Annotated in this window: 18 protein-coding genes; 10 read left to right on the top strand and 8 right to left on the bottom strand. The window is 68.8% G+C overall.

The window, feature by feature from the left end; translation table 11 throughout:
- The first annotated feature begins 63 nt into the window (after nt 1–63).
- From AC4HOU_RS26460 to AC4HOU_RS26440, 5 genes are read left to right on the top strand one after another with little or no spacing between them, the layout of a single operon-like run.
- A complete protein-coding gene (locus tag AC4HOU_RS26460; protein ID WP_163814076.1) occupies nt 64–1,845 on the top strand; it encodes a nitrite/sulfite reductase in 1,782 nt (593 codons plus the stop codon).
- 31 nt (nt 1,846–1,876) lie between these two features.
- The gene (locus AC4HOU_RS26455) at nt 1,877–2,596 is read left to right on the top strand and encodes a phosphoadenylyl-sulfate reductase (protein WP_163814077.1); all 720 of its coding nucleotides are present in this window, start codon (nt 1,877–1,879) and stop codon (nt 2,594–2,596) included.
- Nucleotides 2,575–3,522, top strand: coding sequence for a sulfate adenylyltransferase subunit CysD (gene cysD, locus AC4HOU_RS26450; RefSeq protein WP_171048372.1), 948 nt, complete (start codon nt 2,575–2,577; stop codon nt 3,520–3,522). Before AC4HOU_RS26455 ends, cysD begins: the two co-directional genes overlap by 22 nt.
- A 1-nt stretch (nt 3,523) precedes the next feature.
- Complete coding sequence (locus tag AC4HOU_RS26445; RefSeq protein ID WP_194991441.1) at nt 3,524–4,819, top strand: sulfate adenylyltransferase subunit 1; 1,296 nt, start codon at nt 3,524–3,526, stop codon at nt 4,817–4,819.
- Between the two features lie 2 nt (nt 4,820–4,821).
- Nucleotides 4,822–5,679: a sirohydrochlorin chelatase gene (locus AC4HOU_RS26440; protein ID WP_194991442.1), complete on the top strand. Its 858-nt coding sequence runs from the start codon at nt 4,822–4,824 to the stop codon at nt 5,677–5,679.
- 68 nt (nt 5,680–5,747) lie between these two features.
- On the opposite strand, the gene AC4HOU_RS26435 is transcribed toward AC4HOU_RS26440, so the two are convergent.
- Nucleotides 5,748–6,713, bottom strand: coding sequence for a helix-turn-helix transcriptional regulator (locus AC4HOU_RS26435; protein ID WP_194991443.1), 966 nt, complete (start codon nt 6,711–6,713; stop codon nt 5,748–5,750).
- An 89-nt stretch (nt 6,714–6,802) separates the two neighbouring features.
- Here AC4HOU_RS26435 and AC4HOU_RS26430 point away from each other — a divergent pair, with 89 nt between their 5' ends.
- Nucleotides 6,803–7,222, top strand: coding sequence for a VOC family protein (locus AC4HOU_RS26430; RefSeq protein ID WP_163814081.1), 420 nt, complete (start codon nt 6,803–6,805; stop codon nt 7,220–7,222).
- 66 nt (nt 7,223–7,288) lie between these two features.
- On the opposite strand, the gene AC4HOU_RS26425 is transcribed toward AC4HOU_RS26430, so the two are convergent.
- Nucleotides 7,289–8,092 (bottom strand): HAD family hydrolase, encoded by an 804-nt coding sequence (locus AC4HOU_RS26425; RefSeq protein ID WP_194991444.1) that lies wholly within the window; start codon nt 8,090–8,092, stop codon nt 7,289–7,291.
- An 88-nt stretch (nt 8,093–8,180) separates the two neighbouring features.
- Entirely contained in the window at nt 8,181–8,762 is a 582-nt protein-coding gene (locus tag AC4HOU_RS26420) for a QsdR family transcriptional regulator (RefSeq protein ID WP_194991445.1), read from the bottom strand.
- A gap of 160 nt (nt 8,763–8,922) precedes the next feature.
- On the opposite strand from AC4HOU_RS26420, the gene AC4HOU_RS26415 reads away from it, so the two are divergent.
- Together AC4HOU_RS26415 and AC4HOU_RS26410 are read left to right on the top strand one after the other, a co-directional pair.
- Entirely contained in the window at nt 8,923–9,894 is a 972-nt protein-coding gene (locus tag AC4HOU_RS26415) for a phosphotriesterase family protein (protein ID WP_194991446.1), read from the top strand.
- A gap of 38 nt (nt 9,895–9,932) precedes the next feature.
- Nucleotides 9,933–11,474 (top strand): class I adenylate-forming enzyme family protein, encoded by a 1,542-nt coding sequence (locus AC4HOU_RS26410; protein ID WP_490725505.1) that lies wholly within the window; start codon nt 9,933–9,935, stop codon nt 11,472–11,474.
- Nucleotides 11,475–11,705: 231 nt separating this feature from the next.
- Here the strand turns inward: AC4HOU_RS26410 and AC4HOU_RS26405 are convergent, their stop codons facing one another.
- Entirely contained in the window at nt 11,706–14,024 is a 2,319-nt protein-coding gene (locus tag AC4HOU_RS26405; protein WP_490725504.1) for an Hsp70 family protein, read from the bottom strand.
- Between the two features lie 497 nt (nt 14,025–14,521).
- On the opposite strand from AC4HOU_RS26405, the gene AC4HOU_RS26400 reads away from it, so the two are divergent.
- The gene (locus AC4HOU_RS26400) at nt 14,522–15,283 is read left to right on the top strand and encodes an SDR family NAD(P)-dependent oxidoreductase (protein WP_194992594.1); all 762 of its coding nucleotides are present in this window, start codon (nt 14,522–14,524) and stop codon (nt 15,281–15,283) included.
- Between the two features lie 186 nt (nt 15,284–15,469).
- On the opposite strand, the gene AC4HOU_RS26395 is transcribed toward AC4HOU_RS26400, so the two are convergent.
- From AC4HOU_RS26395 to AC4HOU_RS26385, 3 genes are all read right to left on the bottom strand, one after another.
- On the bottom strand, nt 15,470–17,056 hold the full coding sequence (locus AC4HOU_RS26395) for an FAD-dependent oxidoreductase (protein ID WP_195007239.1): 1,587 nt from the start codon (nt 17,054–17,056) through the stop codon (nt 15,470–15,472).
- A 7-nt stretch (nt 17,057–17,063) separates the two neighbouring features.
- Nucleotides 17,064–18,074 carry an AurF N-oxygenase family protein gene (locus AC4HOU_RS26390; protein ID WP_490725503.1) on the bottom strand — a complete coding sequence of 337 codons (1,011 nt, stop codon included), beginning with the start codon at nt 18,072–18,074 and terminating at the stop codon, nt 17,064–17,066.
- Between the two features lie 155 nt (nt 18,075–18,229).
- Nucleotides 18,230–19,315: an Hsp70 family protein gene (locus AC4HOU_RS26385; RefSeq protein WP_280498745.1), complete on the bottom strand. Its 1,086-nt coding sequence runs from the start codon at nt 19,313–19,315 to the stop codon at nt 18,230–18,232.
- Between AC4HOU_RS26385 and AC4HOU_RS26380 the strand changes: the two genes are divergently transcribed.
- On the top strand, nt 19,308–19,664 hold the full coding sequence (locus AC4HOU_RS26380) for a hypothetical protein (RefSeq protein WP_194989916.1): 357 nt from the start codon (nt 19,308–19,310) through the stop codon (nt 19,662–19,664). The genes AC4HOU_RS26385 and AC4HOU_RS26380 overlap by 8 nt on opposite strands.
- Here AC4HOU_RS26380 and AC4HOU_RS26375 read toward each other — a convergent pair.
- Nucleotides 19,622–20,617, bottom strand: coding sequence for a sulfate/molybdate ABC transporter ATP-binding protein (locus AC4HOU_RS26375; protein WP_036534722.1), 996 nt, complete (start codon nt 20,615–20,617; stop codon nt 19,622–19,624). The genes AC4HOU_RS26380 and AC4HOU_RS26375 overlap by 43 nt on opposite strands.
- Between the last annotated feature and the right edge of the window lie 48 nt (nt 20,618–20,665).

Below are 20,665 nucleotides of genomic sequence, written 5' to 3'. Positions count from 1 at the left end.
TGAGCACAGCCCATCTCACGCCTTCAGCACGGACGTACGACACACCCAGCAGGAGCAGCCCCCATGACGTCGAGCACCGACGCCGGCCCCGCCGATCAGCCCGAAACCGCCACGCCCGCTCGTGAGCGCCGGGTCCGCCCGGACCGCCCGCGCGCCGACGCGGCGGCCGCCCCGCGCGCCCGCACCGGTAAGCCGGTGAAGCGGCGCGCCGAGGGTCAGTGGGCGCTCGGGTACCGCGAGCCGCTGAACCCCAACGAACAGTCCAAGAAGGACGACAACCCGCTCAATGTGCGGGCACGTATCGAGAACATCTACTCCAAGACCGGCTTCGACGGCATCGACAAGGGTGATCTGCGCGGCCGGTTCCGCTGGTGGGGCCTCTACACCCAGCGCGAGCAGGGCTACGACGGCACCTACACCGGTGACGAGAACATCGACCTGCTCGAGGCCAAGTACTTCATGATGCGGGTGCGCTGCGACGGCGGCGCGCTCAATGCCGCGCAGGTGCGCACCATCGGTGAGATCTCCACCGAGTTCGCCCGCGACACCGCCGATCTCTCCGACCGGGAGAACGTCCAGTACCACTGGATCGAGGTGGAGAACGTCCCGGAGATCTGGCGGCGGCTCGAGCAGGTGGGCCTGCACACCACCGAGGCCTGCGGCGACTGCCCGCGCGTGATCCTCGGCTCGCCGCTGGCGGGTGAATCGCTGGACGAGATCATCGACCCGACACCGGCGATCGAGGAGATCGTGCGCCGCTACATCGGGAAGAAGGAGTACTCCAACCTTCCGCGCAAGTTCAAGACCGCGATCTCCGGCCAGCAGGACGTGGTGCACGAGATCAACGACGTCGCCTTCGTCGGCGTCGAACATCCCGAGCACGGGCCCGGCCTGGATCTGTGGGTCGGCGGCGGTCTGTCGACCAACCCGATGCTGGCCCAGCGCGTCGGCGCGTGGGTCCCGCTGGACGAGGTGCCCGAGGTGTGGGAGGCGGTCGTCGCGGTGTTCCGCGATTACGGCTACCGCCGCCTGCGCACCAAGGCCCGGCTGAAGTTCCTGATCAAGGACTGGGGCATCGAGAAATTCCGTCAGGTGCTCGAGGACGAATACCTGAAGCGCAAGCTGATCGACGGACCTGCGCCCGCCCAGCCGGACAAGCCCATCGATCATGTGGGCGTACAGCGGCTGCGTAACGGACTCAATGCCGTCGGCTTCTCCCCCATCGCCGGTCGCGTGTCCGGCACGATCCTCACCAAGGTCGCCGAGGCCGCCGAGCGCATCGGCTCCGACCGCATCCGCTTCACCCCGTACCAGAAGCTGATCATCCTCGACGTCGCCGACGACAAGGTCGAGGAACTGATCGCCGAGCTGGAACCGCTCGGGCTGCAGGCGCGTCCGTCGATCTGGCGCAAGAACCTGCTGGCGTGCAGCGGCATCGAGTTCTGCAAGCTGTCGTTCGTCGAGACCCGTAAGCGCTCCCAGGTGCTCGCTCCCGAGCTGGAGCAGCGGATGGCCGACATCAACGCCGAACTCGACGTGCCGATCACCATCAACATCAACGGCTGCCCCAACTCCTGCGGCCGGTCCCAGATCGCCGATATCGGCTTCAAGGGCCAGCTGGTCGACGACGGCGAGGGGAATCAGGTCGAGGGCTACCAGGTTCATCTGGGTGGCAGCCTCGGGCTCGACAGCGGTTTCGGCCGGAAACTGCGCCAGCACAAGGTGACCAGCGCCGAACTCGGCGACTACATCGAGCGTGTGGTGCGCAATTTCGTCAAGAACCGCGACGCGGGCGAGCGTTTCGCACAGTGGGCAGTGCGCGCCGACGAGGCCGACCTGCGATGAGCACGCCTGATCAGGTGACGGGAGATCAACAGTGACAACACAACTCGCGAACAAGCTGTCCGAGGACGAGCTGCGCGCCATCGCCGAACGCGGTGCCGCCGAGCTCGGCCAGGACGCGTCGGCGCTCGACCTGCTGCGCTGGACCGAGGAGACCTTCGGCACCGGCTACATCGTGGCCTCGAACATGCAGGACGGTGTGCTGGTCCATCTGGCCGCGCAGGTGCGTTCCGGCGTGGACGTGCTGTTCCTCGACACCGGGTACCACTTCGCCGAGACCATCGGCACCCGTGACGCGGTGGAGGCGGTGTACGGGGTGAACGTGATCAACGTGCGCCCCGAGCATTCGGTCACCGAACAGGATCAGCTGCTCGGCAAGGACCTGTTCGCGCGCGATCCGGGCGAATGCTGCCGGTTGCGCAAGGTGGTGCCGCTGAAGAAGTCGCTGGCCGGCTACAACGCCTGGGTGACCGGCATCCGCCGGGTGGAGGCGCCGACCAGGGCCAACGCCCCGCTCATCTCCTTCGACGAGGCGTTCGGCCTGGTGAAGATCAACCCGATCGCGCCGTGGTCCGACGACGAGATGCAGGACTACATCGAAAAGCACTCGATCCTCGTCAATCCTCTGGTGGAAGAGGGATATCCGTCCATCGGCTGCGCTCCGTGCACGCGGAAGCCGGAGCCGGGATCCGATCCGCGAAGCGGCCGTTGGGCCGGCCTCGCCAAGACCGAATGCGGGTTGCACAGCTCATGACCGAAACAATCAGCGAACGTTCCCTCGGCCTCACCGATTTCGACACCCTCGCGGCGCTGGAATCGGAATCCATCCATATCTTCCGCGAGGTGGCGGGCGAATTCGAGCGTCCGGTCATCCTGTTCTCCGGCGGTAAGGACTCCACGGTCCTGCTGCATCTGGCGCTCAAGGCCTTCTGGCCCGCGCCGCTGCCGTTCGCGCTGCTGCACGTGGACACCGGGCACAATCTGCCCGAGGTGCTGGAGTTCCGCGACAAGGTGGTCGAGCGCTACGGCCTGCGCCTGCATGTGGCGAAGGTGGAGGACTACCTGGCCGACGGCAGGCTCACCGAGCGTCCCGACGGCATCCGCAACCCGCTGCAGACCGTTCCGCTGCTGGACGCGATCAGCGAGAACCGTTTCGACGCCGTCTTCGGCGGCGGCCGCCGCGACGAGGAACGCTCGCGCGCCAAGGAGCGGATCTTCTCGCTGCGCAATGCCTTCGGCCAGTGGGACCCGAAGCGGCAGCGCCCGGAACTGTGGAACCTCTACAACGGCCGCCACGCACCGGGTGAGCACGTGCGGGTTTTCCCGCTGAGCAACTGGACCGAGCTCGACATCTGGCGCTACATCGCCCGCGAGAACGTCGACCTGGCCAGCATCTACTACGCCCACGAGCGCCCGGTCTACCAGCGCGACGGCATGTGGATGACGCCGGGCGTGTGGGGCGGCCCGGCCGAGGGTGAGGTGCTCGAGACCCGCTCGGTGCGCTACCGCACCGTCGGCGACGGCTCCACCACCGGCGCCATCCTGTCCGACGCCGCCGACAACGAGGCGATCCTCGCCGAGGTCGCCGCATCACGACTCACCGAACGTGGGGCTACTCGCGGTGACGACCGCGTCTCCGAGGCCGCCATGGAAGACCGCAAGCGAGAGGGATATTTCTGACATGTCCGACCTATTGAGGCTGGCCACCGCCGGTTCTGTCGACGACGGTAAGTCCACCCTGGTCGGACGTCTGCTCTACGACACCAAATCCGTGCTGGCCGACCAGATCGACGCCGTCACTCGCGCGTCGGTGGACAAGGGTCTGTCAACGCCGGACCTCTCGCTGCTGGTGGACGGTCTGCGCGCCGAGCGCGAACAGGGCATCACCATCGACGTCGCCTACCGGTACTTCGCGACGCCGAAGCGTTCGTTCGTGCTGGCCGACACCCCCGGCCACGTGCAGTACACCCGCAACACCGTGTCCGGTGCGTCGACCGCGCAGCTGGTGATCCTGCTGGTGGACGCGCGTAAGGGCGTCATCGAGCAGACTCGCCGCCACGCCGCGGTGCTCGCGCTGCTCGGTGTGCCGAAGCTGGTGCTCGCGGTGAACAAGATCGACCTGGTCGACGACGCGGCAACGGTGTTCGCCGAGATCTCCGCCGAGTTCAACAAGCTCACCAGCACGCTCGGCTGGTCGAGCGAGGACGTGCTGGAGATCCCGGTCTCGGCGTTGCACGGCGACAATATCGCCACTCGGTCGGACAACACCCCGTACTACGACGGGCCCTCGCTGATCGAGCACCTGGAATCGGTGCCGGTCGACGCCGACAGCTCGGGCACGCATTCGCTGGGCCTGCGGTTCCCGGTGCAGTACGTCATCCGGCCGCGCACCGCCGAGTACCCCGATTACCGCGGCTACGCGGGCCAGATCGCGGCCGGTTCGGTCGCGCCCGGCGACGAGGTTGTGGTGCTGCCCTCCGGCATCCGCACCAGCGTCGAACGCATCGACACCCCCGACGGTGAACTGGCCGTCGCGCAGCCCGGTCGCAGCGTCACGCTGATCCTGGCCGACGAGGTGGATATCTCGCGCGGCGATCTCATCGCCTCCCCCGCCGACGCGCCGGAGCCGATCGATACCTTCGACGCCACCGTCTGCTGGCTGGGTGACAAGCCGCTGCGCCCCGGCGCCCGGCTGCTGCTCAAGCACGGCACCAAAACCACCCAGGCGATCGTCGGTGAGCTGATCGAACGCTTCGACGAGCAGCGGCTGTCGGCTGCGCCGAGCCCGGAATCGCTGGAGCTCAACGACATCGGGCGCATTTCCGTGCGAGTCGCCGAGCCGATCGCGGCCGACGACTACCGGGTCAACCGGCACACCGGCAGCTTCCTGCTGATCGATCCGGCCGGCGGCAACACCCTGGCCGCGGGGCTGGTGGGCGACGCGCTCACCGCGGTCGAGGTCGGAACCGGGGCCTGACGATGCCTGCGGCTACCCACGCGAGGATCGGGCACGGTGCGGGCTTCCGAGCGCCCGCACTGATCGCGGTCGCGCACGGTAGCCGCGACCCGCGCTCGGCCGCCACCATGACGGCGGTCACCGAGCAGATCGCGGCAGCCCGCCCGGATCTGGATGTGCGACTTGCCTTTCTGGATCTGAACGCACCGTCGGTGGATCAGGTGATCGATGCCGTGGCGGCGCAGGGACATACGCGCGCGATCATCGTGCCGTTGTTGCTCGGCAACGCCTTTCACGCCCGGGTGGATCTGCCCGGGTTGCTCGCGGTCGCGGCCGCACGGCATCCGCGGCTCGAGCTGATCCAGGCCGACGTCCTCGGCGCCGACGCACGGCTCGTCTCGGCCTTGCGGGACCGGGTCATCGCCGCGGATCACGCGGTTGTCGGCGCAGCTCGGACCAGCACTGTGGCCATGCGCGGCCCGCGCGGCAGTGGCGAGGGCACCAGTCACGCCGGCGCCCTGCCCGATTCCCGGCTCGGCATCGCCGTCGCCGCCGTGGGTTCGTCCTCGGCCGCGGCGAATGTCCGAACCGCCGAGGTCGCTCGATCGCTGGCGGCGATGACCGGCTGGTCGACCGAGATCTGCTTCGCCACCACCGGGCCCTCGGTCACCGAGGCGGCGGCCCGGTTGCGTGCACACGGCGCGGAACGCCTACTGGTGGCTCCGTGGTTCCTCGCACCGGGCCTGCTCACCGATCGACTGATGAAGCAGGCGCCCGACCTTGTGCACGCGCAGGTCCTCGGACCACATTCGACGCTGATCGACATCGTGCTCGACCGCTACCACGCGGCGGCCGATGCGTCTGTTCTGCGCACAGCCTGAACCGCCCGGCAGTTCGTGCGACAGAACGGCTCTTCGGTGGTGGCACGGATAGCCGCCTCGAGTAGCTCTCACGGCAAGGTGCCCGCACCGCCCCCGGCGTAGCGGCCGACCAGTTCCGCGCCGATCCGAGCCAGCTCGGCGCGGACGTCCGCAGGCCCGATCACCTCGATCGAATCGCCCCATCCGGCCAGCTGCTGAGCGACCATCCACGCCGTCGGCGCGGTGACCCTGGCCCGAACGCGCCCGTCCTCGATCGGGCCGTCGACCACGCAGTGCCGCCCCTGCTGGTCCTGCAGGATCGGGAGCAGCCGCTCGCTGATGAGCACGGTCGCGGCGACGGTCGAACGCTGCCGCTCCACCTCCTCGACCACCTGTTCCCAGGCCTCGGCAAGGTCGAAGTCCGCCGGCCGCTCGGCCGGCTCCGCGGTCACCACCATCGCGCCGATCCGGTCGACCCGGAAGGTGCGCCTGCCGCGTTCGGTGCCCGCGACGAGGTACCAGATGCCGTCCTTGTCGACGAGACCCAGCGGATCGACCGAGCGCTCGAACTGTTCACCGGTGCGGGTGCGGTAATCCAGGCGGACCTTGGTGCGCTGCACCACCGCCCGCTGCAACGTGCGGACCTCGGCGGGCAACGTCCGTTCGGTGGCGCCCCAGCGCGAGGGGTCGATGACGACGGCGTCGGCGGCGGCTTCGGCCTCGCTACGGAAGGTCTGCGGCAGGGCACGCACGAGCTTGCGCAGCGCGGCCTTCGCCTCGGGCTGCGCCCCCGCCGACGGTCCCGCGAGCAGGAACAAGGCTCGGGCCTCCCCTGCGGTCAGCCCGCTCAGGTCGGTACGCGCACCTCCGATCAATTGCCATCCGCCACCACGCCCCGGTTGCGGATACACCGGGATACCGGCCGCGGACAGAGCTTCGAGATCCCGGCGGGCGGTGGCCACCGATACCTCGAGTTCGGTGGCGATCTCGGCGGCGGTGACCCGCCCCCGGCTCTGCATCAGCAGCAGGGTCGCCACCAGTCGATCGGCTCGCATGAATTTCATTCTGCCGCTAAAAGTGCTCATTTGGTGCGCACTTTGACCGCGAGGATGGATTCATCGACACCGAACCGAAGGAGAAGACGATGTTGCGAGGCATGGCGACGGTGAATTTCTACGCCGACGATCTGGAGGCCGCGAAGGACTGGTACACCGAGGTGTTCGGCATCCCACCGTATTTCCACGTTCCCGGCGGCTACTACGAGTTCCGGATCGGCGATTACCAGCAGGAGTTCGGCCTCATCGCCGGGGCCTACGCGCCCGGCGGCAAGCAGGCCCCCGGCGGCGCGATCTTGCACTGGCACGTCGACGACCTACAGGCCGCTTTCGACCGGCTGCTCGACCTCGGCGCCACCGTCTACGACCCGATCACCGAGCACGGCGACGGCAGCGGATTCATCACCGCGTCGGTGGTCGACCCCTTCGGCAATGTGCTCGGCATCATGTCCAACCCGCACTACCTCGAGGTGCTGGCCGAGACCGGGCCGGCGACGGCGCCGGCCTGACGCCGGGGGTCTCCCTACGCGGCGCCGGCTCGCGCTACTGATGGGTGCGGGCCGGGGCGCAGCGGTCTAGGGACGGAACCAGCGTTCGAGAATCTTGGCGACACCGTCGGCGGTGACGTCGGCGGTGACTTCATCTGCCATGTCCCGGATTTCGGCGGGTCCGTTGGCCATGGCCACCGAATGCGCTGCCCAGCTGAGCATTTCCCGGTCGTTGTAGCCGTCGCCGATGGCCAGCGTGGCGCAGGCGGGCACGCCGAGTGCGGTGCGCAGCCGTTCCAGCGCCCAGCCTTTGGACACCCCGAGCCGCGAGACCGTGAGCCAGGGGCCGTATTCGCCGTACACCCAGCCGGCGTCGGGCACGCGCAGGAAGGTCAACAGCCGGCGCAGCTCCTCGGTGGAGCCTTCCGGCCACCAGCCGTTGAGCCGCGGGGTCGGTTCGCTGCACAGGGTGTGCTCGTCGACGACCAGGTATTCGCCGCCGACGTCGTATTCGCCGGGGCTGAATCCGGTGGCCCAGGTGCCGATCCCGACCCGTTCCACGGCCAGGATCATCTCGGGGAACAGATCGCGCAGCGCCCGGACCGCGGGCCGGGGATCGAAGGCGTGCACGGCCACCGGATCGCCGGCAGCGACGTCGACATGCACGGCGCCGTTGGAGCACAGGGCGTGGCCCTCGGTCAGGCCGAGTTCGGCCAGTACCGGCCGGGTCTTGAGCACGGTGCGGCCGGTGCTGATGACGACGTGCGCGCCCGCGTCGACGGCCGCCCGAACCGCGGCGACGACCCGCTCGCTGATCGGCTCGCCGGTGGGCATGAGCGTGCCGTCCACATCCAGCGCGATCAGTTCCGGCGCTCCCCCATTGGCTTCCACTTACCTATTGTGCCGTCCGAGTACGCATTTGACATCCGAAATCGCACGGCAGTACCGAAACTCGTGACCCAGCAGCACAATCGGCCCTTCAGTCGGCAGACCCTTCGCGGGGCAGACGTTCGTACCCGAGGAGCAGGGCGACGATGTCGAGAGCGGTGTCGATCTGCGGCACGTCCCCACCCAGCAACGGCGCGTAGAGGTGCACATCGCAGATGCGGACGATGGCATCGGCCAGCACCCGGCTCGACATGCGCAACCGCAGATGCCCCAGCTGCTGCTGTTCGTCGAGCATCTCCGCGATCAACCGGGCCGAGGTGGATTCGATGACGCCGGGCAGCAGCGCCAGCCGGATGAACACCTGCGGTTCCCGGCGGGTCAGCGCGAGCAGTGGTTCCGAACCGGACACCGCCCGCATCAGCCGTTCCAGCACATCGAGGATGAGTTCGGCCCCGGTGCCGGAGCCGGCCGCAATCGCCTTGCGGTAGGTGCGCTCGGTGGCCTCGGCCAGCACCGTCGCGATCAGCTCGTCGCGATTGCCGACATGCCGGTACAGCGTCGCCCGGCCGATCCCGAGGGTGCGGGCCAGCACCGACATGTCCAGCGGTTCGCCCGCCAGATACAGCTTCGTGGCGGCATCGATCGCACGACGCCCTTCGGAAGTAGCGATCACCCGTCCATCTCCTCATATCCGGGGACAGACCGCGAACCAACGCCCCGAGTGGGGGTTGACGGATCCCCGCCAGGTGAGACACACTCCTTCAGTGTCTCACGAAGCGTGGTGCGCATCACACCAGCATCCCTTCGACCGGCGATAGCGCAGAGGAATCCCGATGCCCACAGTTGAAACCGTCCGCGGCCCCGTCGACACCGAAGCCCTCGGTCAGGTGTTGATGCACGAGCACGTCTTCGTTCTCGGCAGCGAAATCCAGCAGAACTATCCGGACTACCCGAACCACTGGGATGAGGACGCGCGGGTCGCGGATGCCGTGGAGAAGTTGCGGCAGTGCAAGGCGCGCGGCATCGATACGATCGTCGACCCGACCGTGATCGGCCTCGGCCGCTACCTGCCCCGGATCCAGCGCATCAATGAGCAGGTCGACATCAATATCGTCGCGGCGACCGGCATCTACACCTACAACGAGGTGCCGTTCCAGTTCCACTACACCGGTCCGGGGCTGCTCTTCGATGTGCCCGAACCGATGGTGGAGCTGTTCGTCAAGGACATCCGCGAAGGCATCGCGGACACCGGCGTGAAGGCGGCTTTCCTCAAATGCGCGATCGAGGAGCAGGGTTTGACGCCGGGCGTGGAGCGCATCATGCGCGCGGTGGCCCGCGCCCATGTCGAAACCGGTGCGCCGATCACCGTGCACACCAATCCGCACACCCGCTCCGGGCTGGTGGCGCAGAAGGTCCTCGCCGACGAAGGTGCCGATCTGACCAAGGTCGTCATCGGGCATTCCGGTGACAGCACCGACCTGGACTACCTGTGCGAAATCGCCGACGCGGGCTCCTATCTCGGAATGGACCGTTTCGGACTCGATGTGCTGCTGCCGTTCGAGGAACGGGTCGCCACGGTGGCCGCGCTGGCCGAACGGGGTTACGCCGAGAAGATGGTGCTCGCCCACGACGCGGCCTGCTTCATCGACTGGTTCAGCGAGGAAGGCAAGGCCGCCGCGGTGCCGAACTGGAATTTCACCCACATCAGCGATGACGTGCTGCCTGCCCTGCGGGCACGCGGCGTCACCGAGGACCAGATCACCACCATGCTGGTCGACAACCCGCGCCGCTACTTCACCGCGTGAGGCCGCCGACCAGTCACCGACGAATTCCGGCAGACACCATGACCACTGAGACCACCGTGATCGAGATCCCGCGCGCCCACAACCCGTTCGACACCACAGGCGTCACCCTCGACGCCGACGGCGTGCCGCACTACACCGACCTACCCGCGACCCTGCTCGACCTGTTGCGCCATCGAGCCGAGACCAGCCCTGGCACCGAGGCGGTCGTGGAAACGGGCGCGCAACGTTTGACCTACCGCCAGTTGTGGGACCGGGCCACCCGCATCGCCGGCGGCTTACACGCGGGCGGGCTCACCCGCGGCGACCGGGTGGCCATCCGCTACCCGGCCGGCGCGGACTGGGTGCTCGCCTTCTGGGGCGTGGTGCTGGCCGGCGGGATCGCCGTCGCGGTGAACACCCGCTCGGCCGAGCCCGATATCGAATTCGTCCTCGCCGACGCGGGCGTGCGGGAGGACCTGTCACCCGGCACCCCGCTACCCGATGGCGAGCCCTATGTCGCCGAAGGACTTCGCCACGACGATCTCGCCGCGCTGTTCTACACCTCCGGCACCACCGGAAAGCCGAAGGGTGTGCCGACCACCCATGAGGCGTTCCTGACCAATGCCGAGAACATGGTTCGCTGCCTGGGCCTGCCCCGCGATATCGGCGCACAGTTGCGGACACTGATCTCGGTGCCGCTGTTCCACGTCACCGGCTGCAATTCCCAACTGCTGGTCGCCGCGTATCTCGGCGGCACCTCGGTGATCATGCCCGGACGGGACGTGCCAGGGATGATCGCCGCCGTACCCGCCGAACGTATCTCGTTCATCGTGACGGTGCCCGCCATGTACGCACTCATGCTGCGGCACGCGGATTTCGCCACCACCGATATGTCCGCGGTGCGATGGGTCGGTTACGGCGGTGCGCCGATCGCACCGGCACTGGTCCGGGACGTGCAGGCGGCGTTCCCGGCCGCGACCGTCTTCAACGGTTACGGCATGACCGAGACCGCCTCACTGATGACGCTACTGCCCGATGACGACGCCGTCGCCCACGCCGATTCGGTCGGCTACGCGGTGCCGTCGGTGCGGCTCGCGGTGGCACCGATCGATGGTGATCCCGCGGTCGGTGAGCTGCTGGCGCGCGGCGCGAATGTCACCGGCGGGTACTGGAATCGACCGGAAGCCACCGACGCGGCTCTGCTGCGGGGCTGGCTACGCACCGGTGACGTCGTGCGGGTCGACGATGCCGGGCGCGTGCACATCGTCGACCGGATCAAGGACATCATCAATCGCGGCGGAGAAAACGTCTCCAGCGTCGAGGTCGAGGCCGCCCTGCTGGCGGCACCGCGGGTCGCGGACGCGGCCGTACTCGCCGTACCCGATGACGTCATGGGTGAGAAGGTGGGTGCGGTGCTCTTCGCCGACGGCGCGGCGATCGATATCGACACCGTGATCGCGCATTGCCGGAAGCAGCTGGCCGACTTCAAAGTCCCGCAATACGTCACCGTGGTCGACCAGCCCCTCCCCCGCAACGCGGGCGGCAAATTACTCAAGGCGCAACTGCGCGAACAGGTTCGGTGGGGCGCTCCGCTGCGCTGAGACCTCACCGGCAGCGCAGGCGCGCCGAACAGGGCTACATCACCGTCGACGGGGTCGATGCCGCGCGGCGGGTACCTACCGGGACCTGAGAAGGGTCCTGCTTCCCCGTTGTGGCGACAACCCGGCTGCCACAACCAGAACCCCTCGACGCTGGAGCCGGAGCCAGCGGCCGACGGTGCGCTACCGGGAACCGGTGCGGCACCGTCGGCGCCTGCTGCGGGTGTTCAGGACTCAGCGGCCGCCCGAACCACCGCCCGAGCCGCCGGAACCACCCGACCCACCGGAACCACCGGAGCCACCCGAACCACCCGAGCCGCCGCGTGAACCGCCGGAGCCGCCCTTGGACCCACCGCCGCGCGAACCGCCCGATGAGCTGCTGCCGTCCGAATCGCCGCCCGAGCTCCGCGACCCTCCGCTGCGCGATCCACCCGACGAGCTGCCGCCGTCCGAATCACTCGAGCCACCGCGCGCGCCGCCGCTGCTCGACCGGCCAGAACCGCTGCCGGAAGAGCTACCGCCAGTCGAACTTCCGCCGGTCGAGCCGCCTCCCGAGGCACCGCCGCCCGAGCCCGATCCACCCGCTGCGCCACCGGAAGCCGCACCCCCGGAGGCAGATCCGCCGGTGGCCGAACCACCCGACGCGGACCCGCCGGAAGCAGAACCACCCGAGGTCGAACCGCCGGAGCCGGAACCGCCGGAGCTCGAATCGTCCGAACCCGATCCCCCGGACGTCGAGCCACCGGCGCCCGCACCCGACGCTGCGCCGGTCGAACCACCCGACGCCGCGCCGCCCGCGGCCGAATCACCGTCGGCCGCACCATTTGACGTGCCCGAACCGCCATCGGTGGACGCACCGCCGCCCGATCCGATGCCGCCGGAAGCATCGCCCACTCCGCTCCCGGTGCCGGCCGAGCCACCCGGAACACCCGCCCCGCCGGGCACGGGATCACTCGCCGGAGTACCGGTCGAACCGCCGGGCGCGGTTCCGCCGGGCACCGTCGAATCGTCCGGCGCACCTGGTGTGGTGCCCGCGGGCGTTCCCGGCGCTGTAGCGCCGGGATCGGTGACCCCGCCGGGTGTCGTACCAGGCGTTCCGGGAACAGGACTCGACCCGTCGCCGACGCCGGGAACTCCCGGAATCGTTGGGGTGCCGTCGGCCGGATCGCTCGGCGGCCGCACCGTGCGGTCGGGCTGGGCGAACGGCAGTGGATTGCGGAACCGTGCGGGGTCGGCGTAGGTGCCGGGCGACTCGTCGGTCCGATGACGCCATTCTCGGGTGTCGGAGTGGGTATCGCCGCGGCTGCCACCGTGGCTCTCGGCCCTGGTCGGGCCGTGCGGACGGGAGTACGCCGAGGGCGAGACCATCGCGGCGTAGCCGGTCGACCGGGCGGGCGAACCCGAGACGGCCCTGGCGAGGCCGGACGCCGCGTAGCCGACGGCATGCAGATGCCGGGCGAGGCCGTGGTCGGTGAGGGCGCTGCCGTCGAGTTCCACGAGCAGTGCGTCGCGCGGGATGTCCAGGCGGGGGAACCGGTCGAGCACCGGGGAGAGCTGAGTGTCGACGGTGCCGCTGCCGAACATGGTGGCCGCCGACATGGCGATCGCCGAAACGATTGCGGCGCCGGAGAACACCGGCGGATGGAAGCTCGCGCCCGGCGCTGCCGGCGTCGCGGTGCGTGCGGCGAGATAGGCGGCGCCCGCCGCCACGGTCTGCCCAGGGTCGGCCGACATGATCACCGGCTTGCCGAGTTCGGCGAGCGTGCGCGCCACTTCCGGTGGCCGCGCCGCACCGCCGACGACCAGGATGCGACCGATGTCGGACATGCCGATTCCCGCGGCGCTCACCGCGGCCCGTACCACTTCCAGCGAATCACGGATCTGCTCGACCCGCAGGCCGTCGGTGTCGACGATGGAGGTCATCGCGACCGTGCCCGCCGCCTTGGTTCTACTTCCGGCGTAGCGGGCGATCATCGCGCCGAGCGGGCGGCCGCCGAAGTCATAGCAGCGCACCGGTTTCCCGACCATCGGATGATCCGGCCAGTCGGGGCCCACGCGCACGACGGTGATATCGAGGCTGTTGCCGCCGAGGTCGTAGACCAGTACGAATTCCGATGGCAGCGGGCCGTGTTCGCGTTCGAGCCATTCGGCGGCAGCCACCGGTTCGGGCACCAGCTCGACGTGGCCGATGCCGGACAGCTCCAGCGCCTGCCGCAGCAGGGCGACCTGCTTGTTCGAATACGCCGCCGGATAGGTGGCGACCACACCGGCCGAGGGCTCCGCGGCGGCGAGCAGGCTGTGCACCACGGCCGCGATCATGTTCGCCGGCGACCAGATCCGGCCGCCGATGGTCACCGAGTCTGGGTCGCGGGCCAGGTCGGCGAAATCGGTGACCGCTCCGGCGAATTCGGGGATCGCGCCGAGCCGGACACCGGTGCCGTCGAAGGCGGCGGTGGTGCGCCTGGTACGCGCCGATGGTCGTGGTTGCTCGGCGGTCGCCACCGCCGATACGGAGTTCACTGTGCCGATGCTGAAGCCCAGCCCTGTAGTCATTCGCTATCCCGTCAACGCACCGAGACCACGTCCCTCATGTGAAGAACCATGGGCCGCGGTCGTCTTCCAAACAGCTCCCACAGGTTAGCTGTTTCGACTCCATTCGGATGCCTGTTTGATATGAAAGATTCAACCGATCGCGACCTTTCGACAACATTGCTGGTCACAGCATCGCGCTCGAGGAGTTCAGACCCCTGGATCGATGCGATTCGGAGATCTCGTGTCGCATTCCGCAATCATTCGGCGATCTCGACACCTGAACGCGCACAAGGGGACCGGGTGCACGGGTCGGTCGTTCGGTACACACCTACCAGTCGGTAACCACCGCGTTGCCCGGGCATCGAAATTCGACCGAGCGGTCGCTTCCGCCGTGTTGGGTGACGCGTCAACGCAACGGCCGATTCCCGCCAGCAGAGGCCGCGGGCAGCGGGTTGACTGGTCATCACGACGTCGTAGCGCACATCAAAAGGCAAGTACCAGAAGGGAAACCGAATTCCATGGCACAACGATTCGCCGACCGGGTCGTCCTGATCACCGGAGCGACCTCGGGCGTGGGCGAGGCAGTGGCCCGGCGGGTGGCCGCGGAGGGTGCCGCGGTGGTCCTCGGAGCGCGCGGAAAAGAAGCGGGCATGCGGGTGGCCGAGCAGATCCGCACCGACGGTGGGCGCGCGGTCTTCGTACCCACCGATGTCCGGAATGAGGAGGAAGTCGCCGCGCTGACGCGGGCGGCCGCCGACGAGTTCGGCCGGCTCGACGCCGCATTCAACAATGTCGGAGCCGTCACCGCGTACGGGCCGGTCGCCGACATCGATGGCGCGGCCTGGCGCGATGAGCTCGAACTCAACCTGACCAGCGTCTTCTACGGTCTGCGCCATCAAGTTCCGGCCATGGCGGCCTCGGGCGGCGGCGCGATCCTGAACAACGCGTCCAACCTGGGCGTGGTGGGGATGGCGTCGGTGGCGCCGTACGTCGCCGCCAAGCACGGCGTCGTCGGATTGTCCCGCGCGGTCGCGCTGGAGGCGGCCGATCAGGGTGTACGGGTGAACGCGCTGGTTTCCGGGGCCGTGGATACCCCGGCTTTCCGCAACTCGATGGGCGCCACCCCGGAAGGGGAGGCGGCGATCGCGGCGCTGCATCCGCTGGGCCGGATCAGCCGGCCGGAGGAGATCGCGTCGCTGTGCGCGTACCTGCTGAGCCCGGAATCGAGCTTCGTCACCGGCGCCGCCCTCACCATCGACGGCGGATTCACGGCGCGGTGATCAGCGACCGCATCGCACGCACCGGCCCCTCATCGGCCGATGCGTGCGATGCGGGCCTCGGACCTCAGGAACGTGAAAGGTACGGCACCGCACCACGGGCCGCGTGTTCCGGCACTCCCGAGATCGACAACGAGCGCGCCGGAGCACACGGCTCCGGCACGCTCGTCGGTATCGGTTCGGATCGCGTCAGATCCGGTTGAGCAGGCGCCGCACCGGTCCGGCCGGGCGCAAAACCGCGCCCCCGGGCCGGAGATCGGGCTGCCTGCTGCGAACCAGGCGGTCGAATCCGTCCGCACCGCCCGACGGCGCGCGCAGCCGCCCGGCGTTGAAGTCGTCGGCCAGCTGCTGCACCGTCTGCTGGGCGCAGGACTTGTTGGTGCCGATGAATCCGGTGGGTCCACGCTTGATCCAGCCGGTGACGTAGGTGCCCGGCAGCACCGAACCACCCGGCTGATCGAGCACCCGGCCGTCCAGGTTCGGGATCACACCCGCCCGCTCGTCGAACGGCAGACCAGGCAGCGGCACGCCCCGGTAACCCACCGAGGTGAGCACCAGCCCGGCATCGAGCCGCTCGGTCTGCTCGGTGGCCACCGCGCGGACGTTGCCCTCGGCGTCGGTGACCAGCTCATTGCGGACCACCTCGATACCGCTGACCTGGTCCGGGCCGAGGATCTCGGTCGGCGAGGACAGGTAGCGGAAGACGATCCGGCGTCGCTGCCCGACCGGTCGGTTGCGCACCGAATGCAGCAGGCGCAGCTTCTGCTCGACCTGGTACGGCAGATCGCCGGTGATCTCCGGCAGCTCGCCCTCGATGACGATGTCGACATCGGATCCGAGCAGGCCGACGAACTCCGGCACCGTGAACGCCGACTCCGCCGGACCACGCCGGCCGAGGATGACGACCTCTTCGATCCGGCTGTCGCGCAAGGCGTCCAGCGCGATATCCGAGATGTCGGTGCCGACCAGCGATTCCGGGTCGATGGTGAGGATGCGCGCCACGTCCAGCGCCACATTGCCGTTGCCGACGATCACCGCACGCGTGCTGGACAGATCGAAGCCGCGGTTGACGTGATCGGGATGGCCGTTGTACCAGGCGACGAAATCGGTGGCCGACACATTGCCGGCCAGGCCCTCGCCCGGAATGCCGAGCTTACGGTCCGAGGAGGCACCGACGGCGTAGATCACCGCATGGTGGTAGGCCAGCAGCTCCTCGTGCGAGATGTGCTTGCCCACCTCGACATTCAGGTACGAACCGAAGCCGGGCTGGGCGGACATGACGTCGAAGAGCTTGCTGACCTGGCGGGTCTTGCCGTGGTCGGGGGCGACGCCGTGGCGGGCCAGACCGTAGGGCACCGGCAGCCGGTCGAACATCGTCACCGTGACGTCGGGCTGGGTGAGCAGCTCGTCGGCGGCGTACATGGCCGAGGGGCCGGAGCCGACGATGGCGACCCGCAGCGGTTCGCGTTCGGTGCGGATCTCGGGAGCCGGCACCGGCTTGGCCAGGATGGGCCGCGGCCGCGACTGCCGATAGAACTGCGCGTTGATCTCGATGAAGGGCTTCTGCTCTTCGGTCAGTTTCTTCGACGAGGTGATCGCGTCCACCGGGCAGGCCGAGGCGCAGGCACCGCAGTCCACGCACGCCTGCGGGTCGACGTAGAGCATTTCCGCGCTCAGGAAATCGGGCTCGTCGGGCGTGGGGTGGATGCAGTTGACCGGGCAGGCGTAGACGCAGGACGCGTCGCTACAGCAGGACTGCGTGACAACGTAGGGCATGGGTACCTCAGGCCGCCTTGCCGACCACGCGCAGCGGCTCGGAACGGTAACGGGTCGAGTGACCGTCGATACCGAGCAGCTTCCACACACGCTTGGAGATCGGGTTCATCAGGCCGATCTCCTTGGCCAGCGAACGGACGTCGGCGAAGTAGTCGCTGAAGACCTGCTTGGCCTCCTTGGAACCGTAGAACAGCTCCTTGCGCACCGATTCCGGGATGTCGAACTCGTCGAAGAAGCTGCGCGGCGGGGTCGCGATGGCGCGGCCGAGGATCCACATGATGATCGGCATCGCGATCGAGAGAACGAAGCGGTTGGCCGCGTTGCCCTCGGGCACGTGCTGCTTGAGGAATTCGTGCGCGAAGGAGATGTGGCGCGCTTCCTCGGCGACGTGGATGGCCATGACACCACGCATGATGGGGTGCACGTCCTCGCCGGAGCGCAGGATGTCCTTCTGGATGTGGTCGATCGGCTCCTCGCCGGCGAGCACGGCCATGAAGAACAGGTTCGGGGCCAGCACGGCGACCGGGACGGCCAGGTGGCGCAGCTGGCGAACCAGCGGGCCCATGCCGGGCACGTCGATGCCGATGCGGTTGACCATCTCCTGGAACATCAGGGTGTGGTTGTGCTCCTCGATCATCTCGTGGGAGCAGTAGCGGAACTCCGGCGAACCGTTGGGCAGGCCGAAGACGTGCTGCATCATGCCGCTGATGAGGATGGCCTCGAACTGGAGGCCGACCTTGGCCACGTTCGACTGGCGGTACTTGCCGACCGCGATCTTCTGCTCATCCGAGAGCGCCAGGTACCACCGATGGCGGCCGAGCGGATCGGCGGACTGGGGCAGGATCCAGCGCTCGGGCTTGGTATCCGCATCGAAGTCCGGGTTCTCCCAGTCGATGTCTTCGAAGGGATCGAAGTGCCGGTTCACCGAGCCCTCCGACAGCAGCAGCAGCTTCTGGGCGTACTCCTGGGCCTGCGCGACCACCGGGTCGGTGTCGGGTGTCGTGGTGGCTGCGGACATCGTCGTCACTGCCTCTCGGTCGGGAATACCTATTACTGTTCCCAATAGTTACATCAACCGAGAGTCACGTCAACATGGGCTGGTCCGGGCGGCGGGTCGGGTCCGGTGACGCATTCTTCGGACCCGGCCGGCCCCCAGAGGTCCCGCTTACCGCCCTAGCCCACGCCGAGCTGCGACAACGCCGCGAACACCGCGTCACCCGGGACGGCCAAGGTCAGCCCGATGGCCCCGGCGGATACCGCGGCCGCGGCCGCGACGCGCGCACTCCTGCGGGCACCGCGCCGGGAGAAAACCCACGGTCGAGCGGCGGAAACCGGCTCGGCCGGCGCCGCCGACGCGGCCGCCCGCCTGGCCATGAGCGCGGCACCGGTGGCGATGGTGCGCTCCGGATCCGCGGCGATGACGATCGGGCGGGCCAGCTCCTCCCCCAGCACCCGCGCCACCTCGGCCGGGCGGGCCGCGCCGCCGACCACCAGCACCCGGTCGACGTCGGCCATCGTCACATCGGCCAGCCGAAGGCACCGGTAGACCAACTCCAGCGACTCGCGGACATGCTCGCCGCGCAGCTCGCCCGCCAGATCCGGCGCCGGCGAACCGCCCGGTTCCCCACCCGACCGGCCATGGACCGCTCGCGCGGTCATCAAGGCCCCGAACGCGCGCCCACCGAAATCCCGGGACCGCAGCGTGCCCATCACCGGGTTGTCCGGGCATCCGGCCCCGACCCGCACCAGCGTCACATCCAGGCTCGCGCCACCCAGGTCGTAGACCAGGGCCAGTCCGGGCATGAGCGGACCGTGTTCGGCCTCCAGCCATGCGGCGGCGGCGACCGGTTCGGCCACCAGCGTCACCCGTTGCAGGCCTGCGGCGTCGAGCGCGGCGCGTAGCTCGCCCACCTGTTGGTCGCTGTACCCCACCGGGTGGGTCAGCGTGATACCCGCGGGGTCGTCGTGCAGGTCGTCGCGGGCGTCCGCGATCAGGCAGTCGGCGACGACCGCCACCAGATCGGCGGGGGTCAAGGTGCGATTGCCGATCCGGGCCGCGCTCGCGCCGCGCTGGGTCAGATCCGCGAATTCGGTGACCACGCGGCCGTGCCGGGGAATGATGCCGAGCCGGGCCGTGCCCGTGCTGTCGAAGGCGAGGGTGGTGCGGTGGGTGCGGGCCGGTGGCCGGGCGGCCCGGCGACGGCGGCCGGGCGGCGCCTTCACCGAATCCTGCTGTGCTACTGCCGAAACCGTGTTCACCGTGCCGATGCTCAATCCGAGACCAAACGCCATCGAAATCCACCTGATCGCCGAGCGGACATGCTTCGAACGCCCATCAGGCAATCATTCCGCGATCGGCCTGCCAACCACCGGACACCAGGTTGTCCTCTATCGCCTCTCCCCCGCACCGGCCGATCCGCGCACCGCCGGCGCTCTCACCAGCGCCGTCGCTGACACCGCGCGGGCACGCCAGCGCGCGCACGGAAGCGGACCGGACACGCCGGATGACCTGATCCGGTTTGCCGAGCGGACACTGCCGCCACCGCATCGGAGGCCGAGATGCGCTCAGCTGGTGGGCAATTCCGGGATCCGGGTGGCCCGCGCGTAGACGGTCTCGCCCTCGGACAGTCGCAGCGCCTCGGCGTCGCCGCGGGTCACCTGCGCCGCGAACAGATCGCCGGTGGCGGCGTTGCGCATCTCCACCCGCACCTCGAAACCGAGGTGCACCACCCGCTCGACGGTGGCGCGGGTGACCCCGGCCGATTCCGCGGTGCCCTCGTGCTCGGCCAGCGCCATGCTGGGATCGCGGCCCACGCGAATGTCGTGCGGGCGCACCAGATGACCGTTGAGCCGGGCCACCGCGCCGAGGAAGGACATGACGAATTCGTTGGCGGGCCGGTCGTAGACGTCTTCGGGGGTACCGACCTGTTCGATGCGCCCGGCGTTCATCACCGCGATCCGGTCGGCCACGTCCAGGGCCTCTTCCTGATCGTGGGTGACGAGCACGGTGGTCACGTGTACCTCGTCGTGCAGCCGGCGCAGCCAGGTGCGCAGATCGGCGCGCACCTTGGCGTCGAGCGCACCGAACGGTTCGTCCAGCAGCAGCACCTGCGGGTCGACGGCCAGTGCCCGCGCCAGCGCCATGCGCTGACGCTGACCGCCCGACAGCTGCGCCGGATACCGGTGCTGGAAACCGTCCAGCCCGACGATGCCGAGCAACTCGTCGACCCGCTTGGCGATCTCGGCCTTCGGCCGCTTACGGATCTTGAGCCCGAACGCGACGTTGTCGCGCACGGTCATGTGCTTGAACGCGGCGTAGTGCTGGAAAACGAAGCCGATATCGCGCTTCTGCGGGGGCACCCGGGTGACGTCGCGATCGGAGATCACCACCACGCCCGAATCCAGCGTCTCCAGACCGGCGATCGAGCGCAGCAGCGTCGACTTGCCGGAACCGGACGGGCCGAGCAGCGCGGTGAGCTCCCCGGAGGGGATGTCGATGCTGACGTCGTCCAGCGCGGCGAACGATCCGTAATTCTTGCGCGCGTTGGTCACGGTGATCATTGGTTGCCTCCGGCAGTCGACATCGGTGCCCTGCGCGCGGCAGTGCCG

The organism is Nocardia sp. JCM 38205 (genome assembly GCF_058222935.1).
This window is presented reverse-complemented; position numbering and strand designations above follow the sequence as displayed.

Bases quoted from the DNA above. Each gene is read 5' to 3' on its own strand.
- AC4HOU_RS26460 (WP_163814076.1), top strand. From the start codon at position 64: ATGACGTCGAGCACCGACGCCGGCCCCGCCGATCAGCCCGAAACCGCC.
- cysD (WP_171048372.1), top strand. From the start codon at position 2,575: ATGCGGGTTGCACAGCTCATGACCGAAACAATCAGCGAACGTTCCCTC.
- AC4HOU_RS26445 (WP_194991441.1), top strand. From the start codon at position 3,524: ATGTCCGACCTATTGAGGCTGGCCACCGCCGGTTCTGTCGACGACGGT.
- AC4HOU_RS26440 (WP_194991442.1), top strand. From the start codon at position 4,822: ATGCCTGCGGCTACCCACGCGAGGATCGGGCACGGTGCGGGCTTCCGA.
- AC4HOU_RS26435 (WP_194991443.1), bottom strand. From the start codon at position 6,713: ATGCGAGCCGATCGACTGGTGGCGACCCTGCTGCTGATGCAGAGCCGG.
- AC4HOU_RS26430 (WP_163814081.1), top strand. From the start codon at position 6,803: ATGTTGCGAGGCATGGCGACGGTGAATTTCTACGCCGACGATCTGGAG.
- AC4HOU_RS26415 (WP_194991446.1), top strand. From the start codon at position 8,923: ATGCCCACAGTTGAAACCGTCCGCGGCCCCGTCGACACCGAAGCCCTC.
- AC4HOU_RS26410 (WP_490725505.1), top strand. From the start codon at position 9,933: ATGACCACTGAGACCACCGTGATCGAGATCCCGCGCGCCCACAACCCG.
- AC4HOU_RS26405 (WP_490725504.1), bottom strand. From the start codon at position 14,024: ATGACTACAGGGCTGGGCTTCAGCATCGGCACAGTGAACTCCGTATCG.
- AC4HOU_RS26400 (WP_194992594.1), top strand. From the start codon at position 14,522: ATGGCACAACGATTCGCCGACCGGGTCGTCCTGATCACCGGAGCGACC.
- AC4HOU_RS26395 (WP_195007239.1), bottom strand. From the start codon at position 17,056: ATGCCCTACGTTGTCACGCAGTCCTGCTGTAGCGACGCGTCCTGCGTC.
- AC4HOU_RS26390 (WP_490725503.1), bottom strand. From the start codon at position 18,074: ATGTCCGCAGCCACCACGACACCCGACACCGACCCGGTGGTCGCGCAG.
- AC4HOU_RS26375 (WP_036534722.1), bottom strand. From the start codon at position 20,617: ATGATCACCGTGACCAACGCGCGCAAGAATTACGGATCGTTCGCCGCG.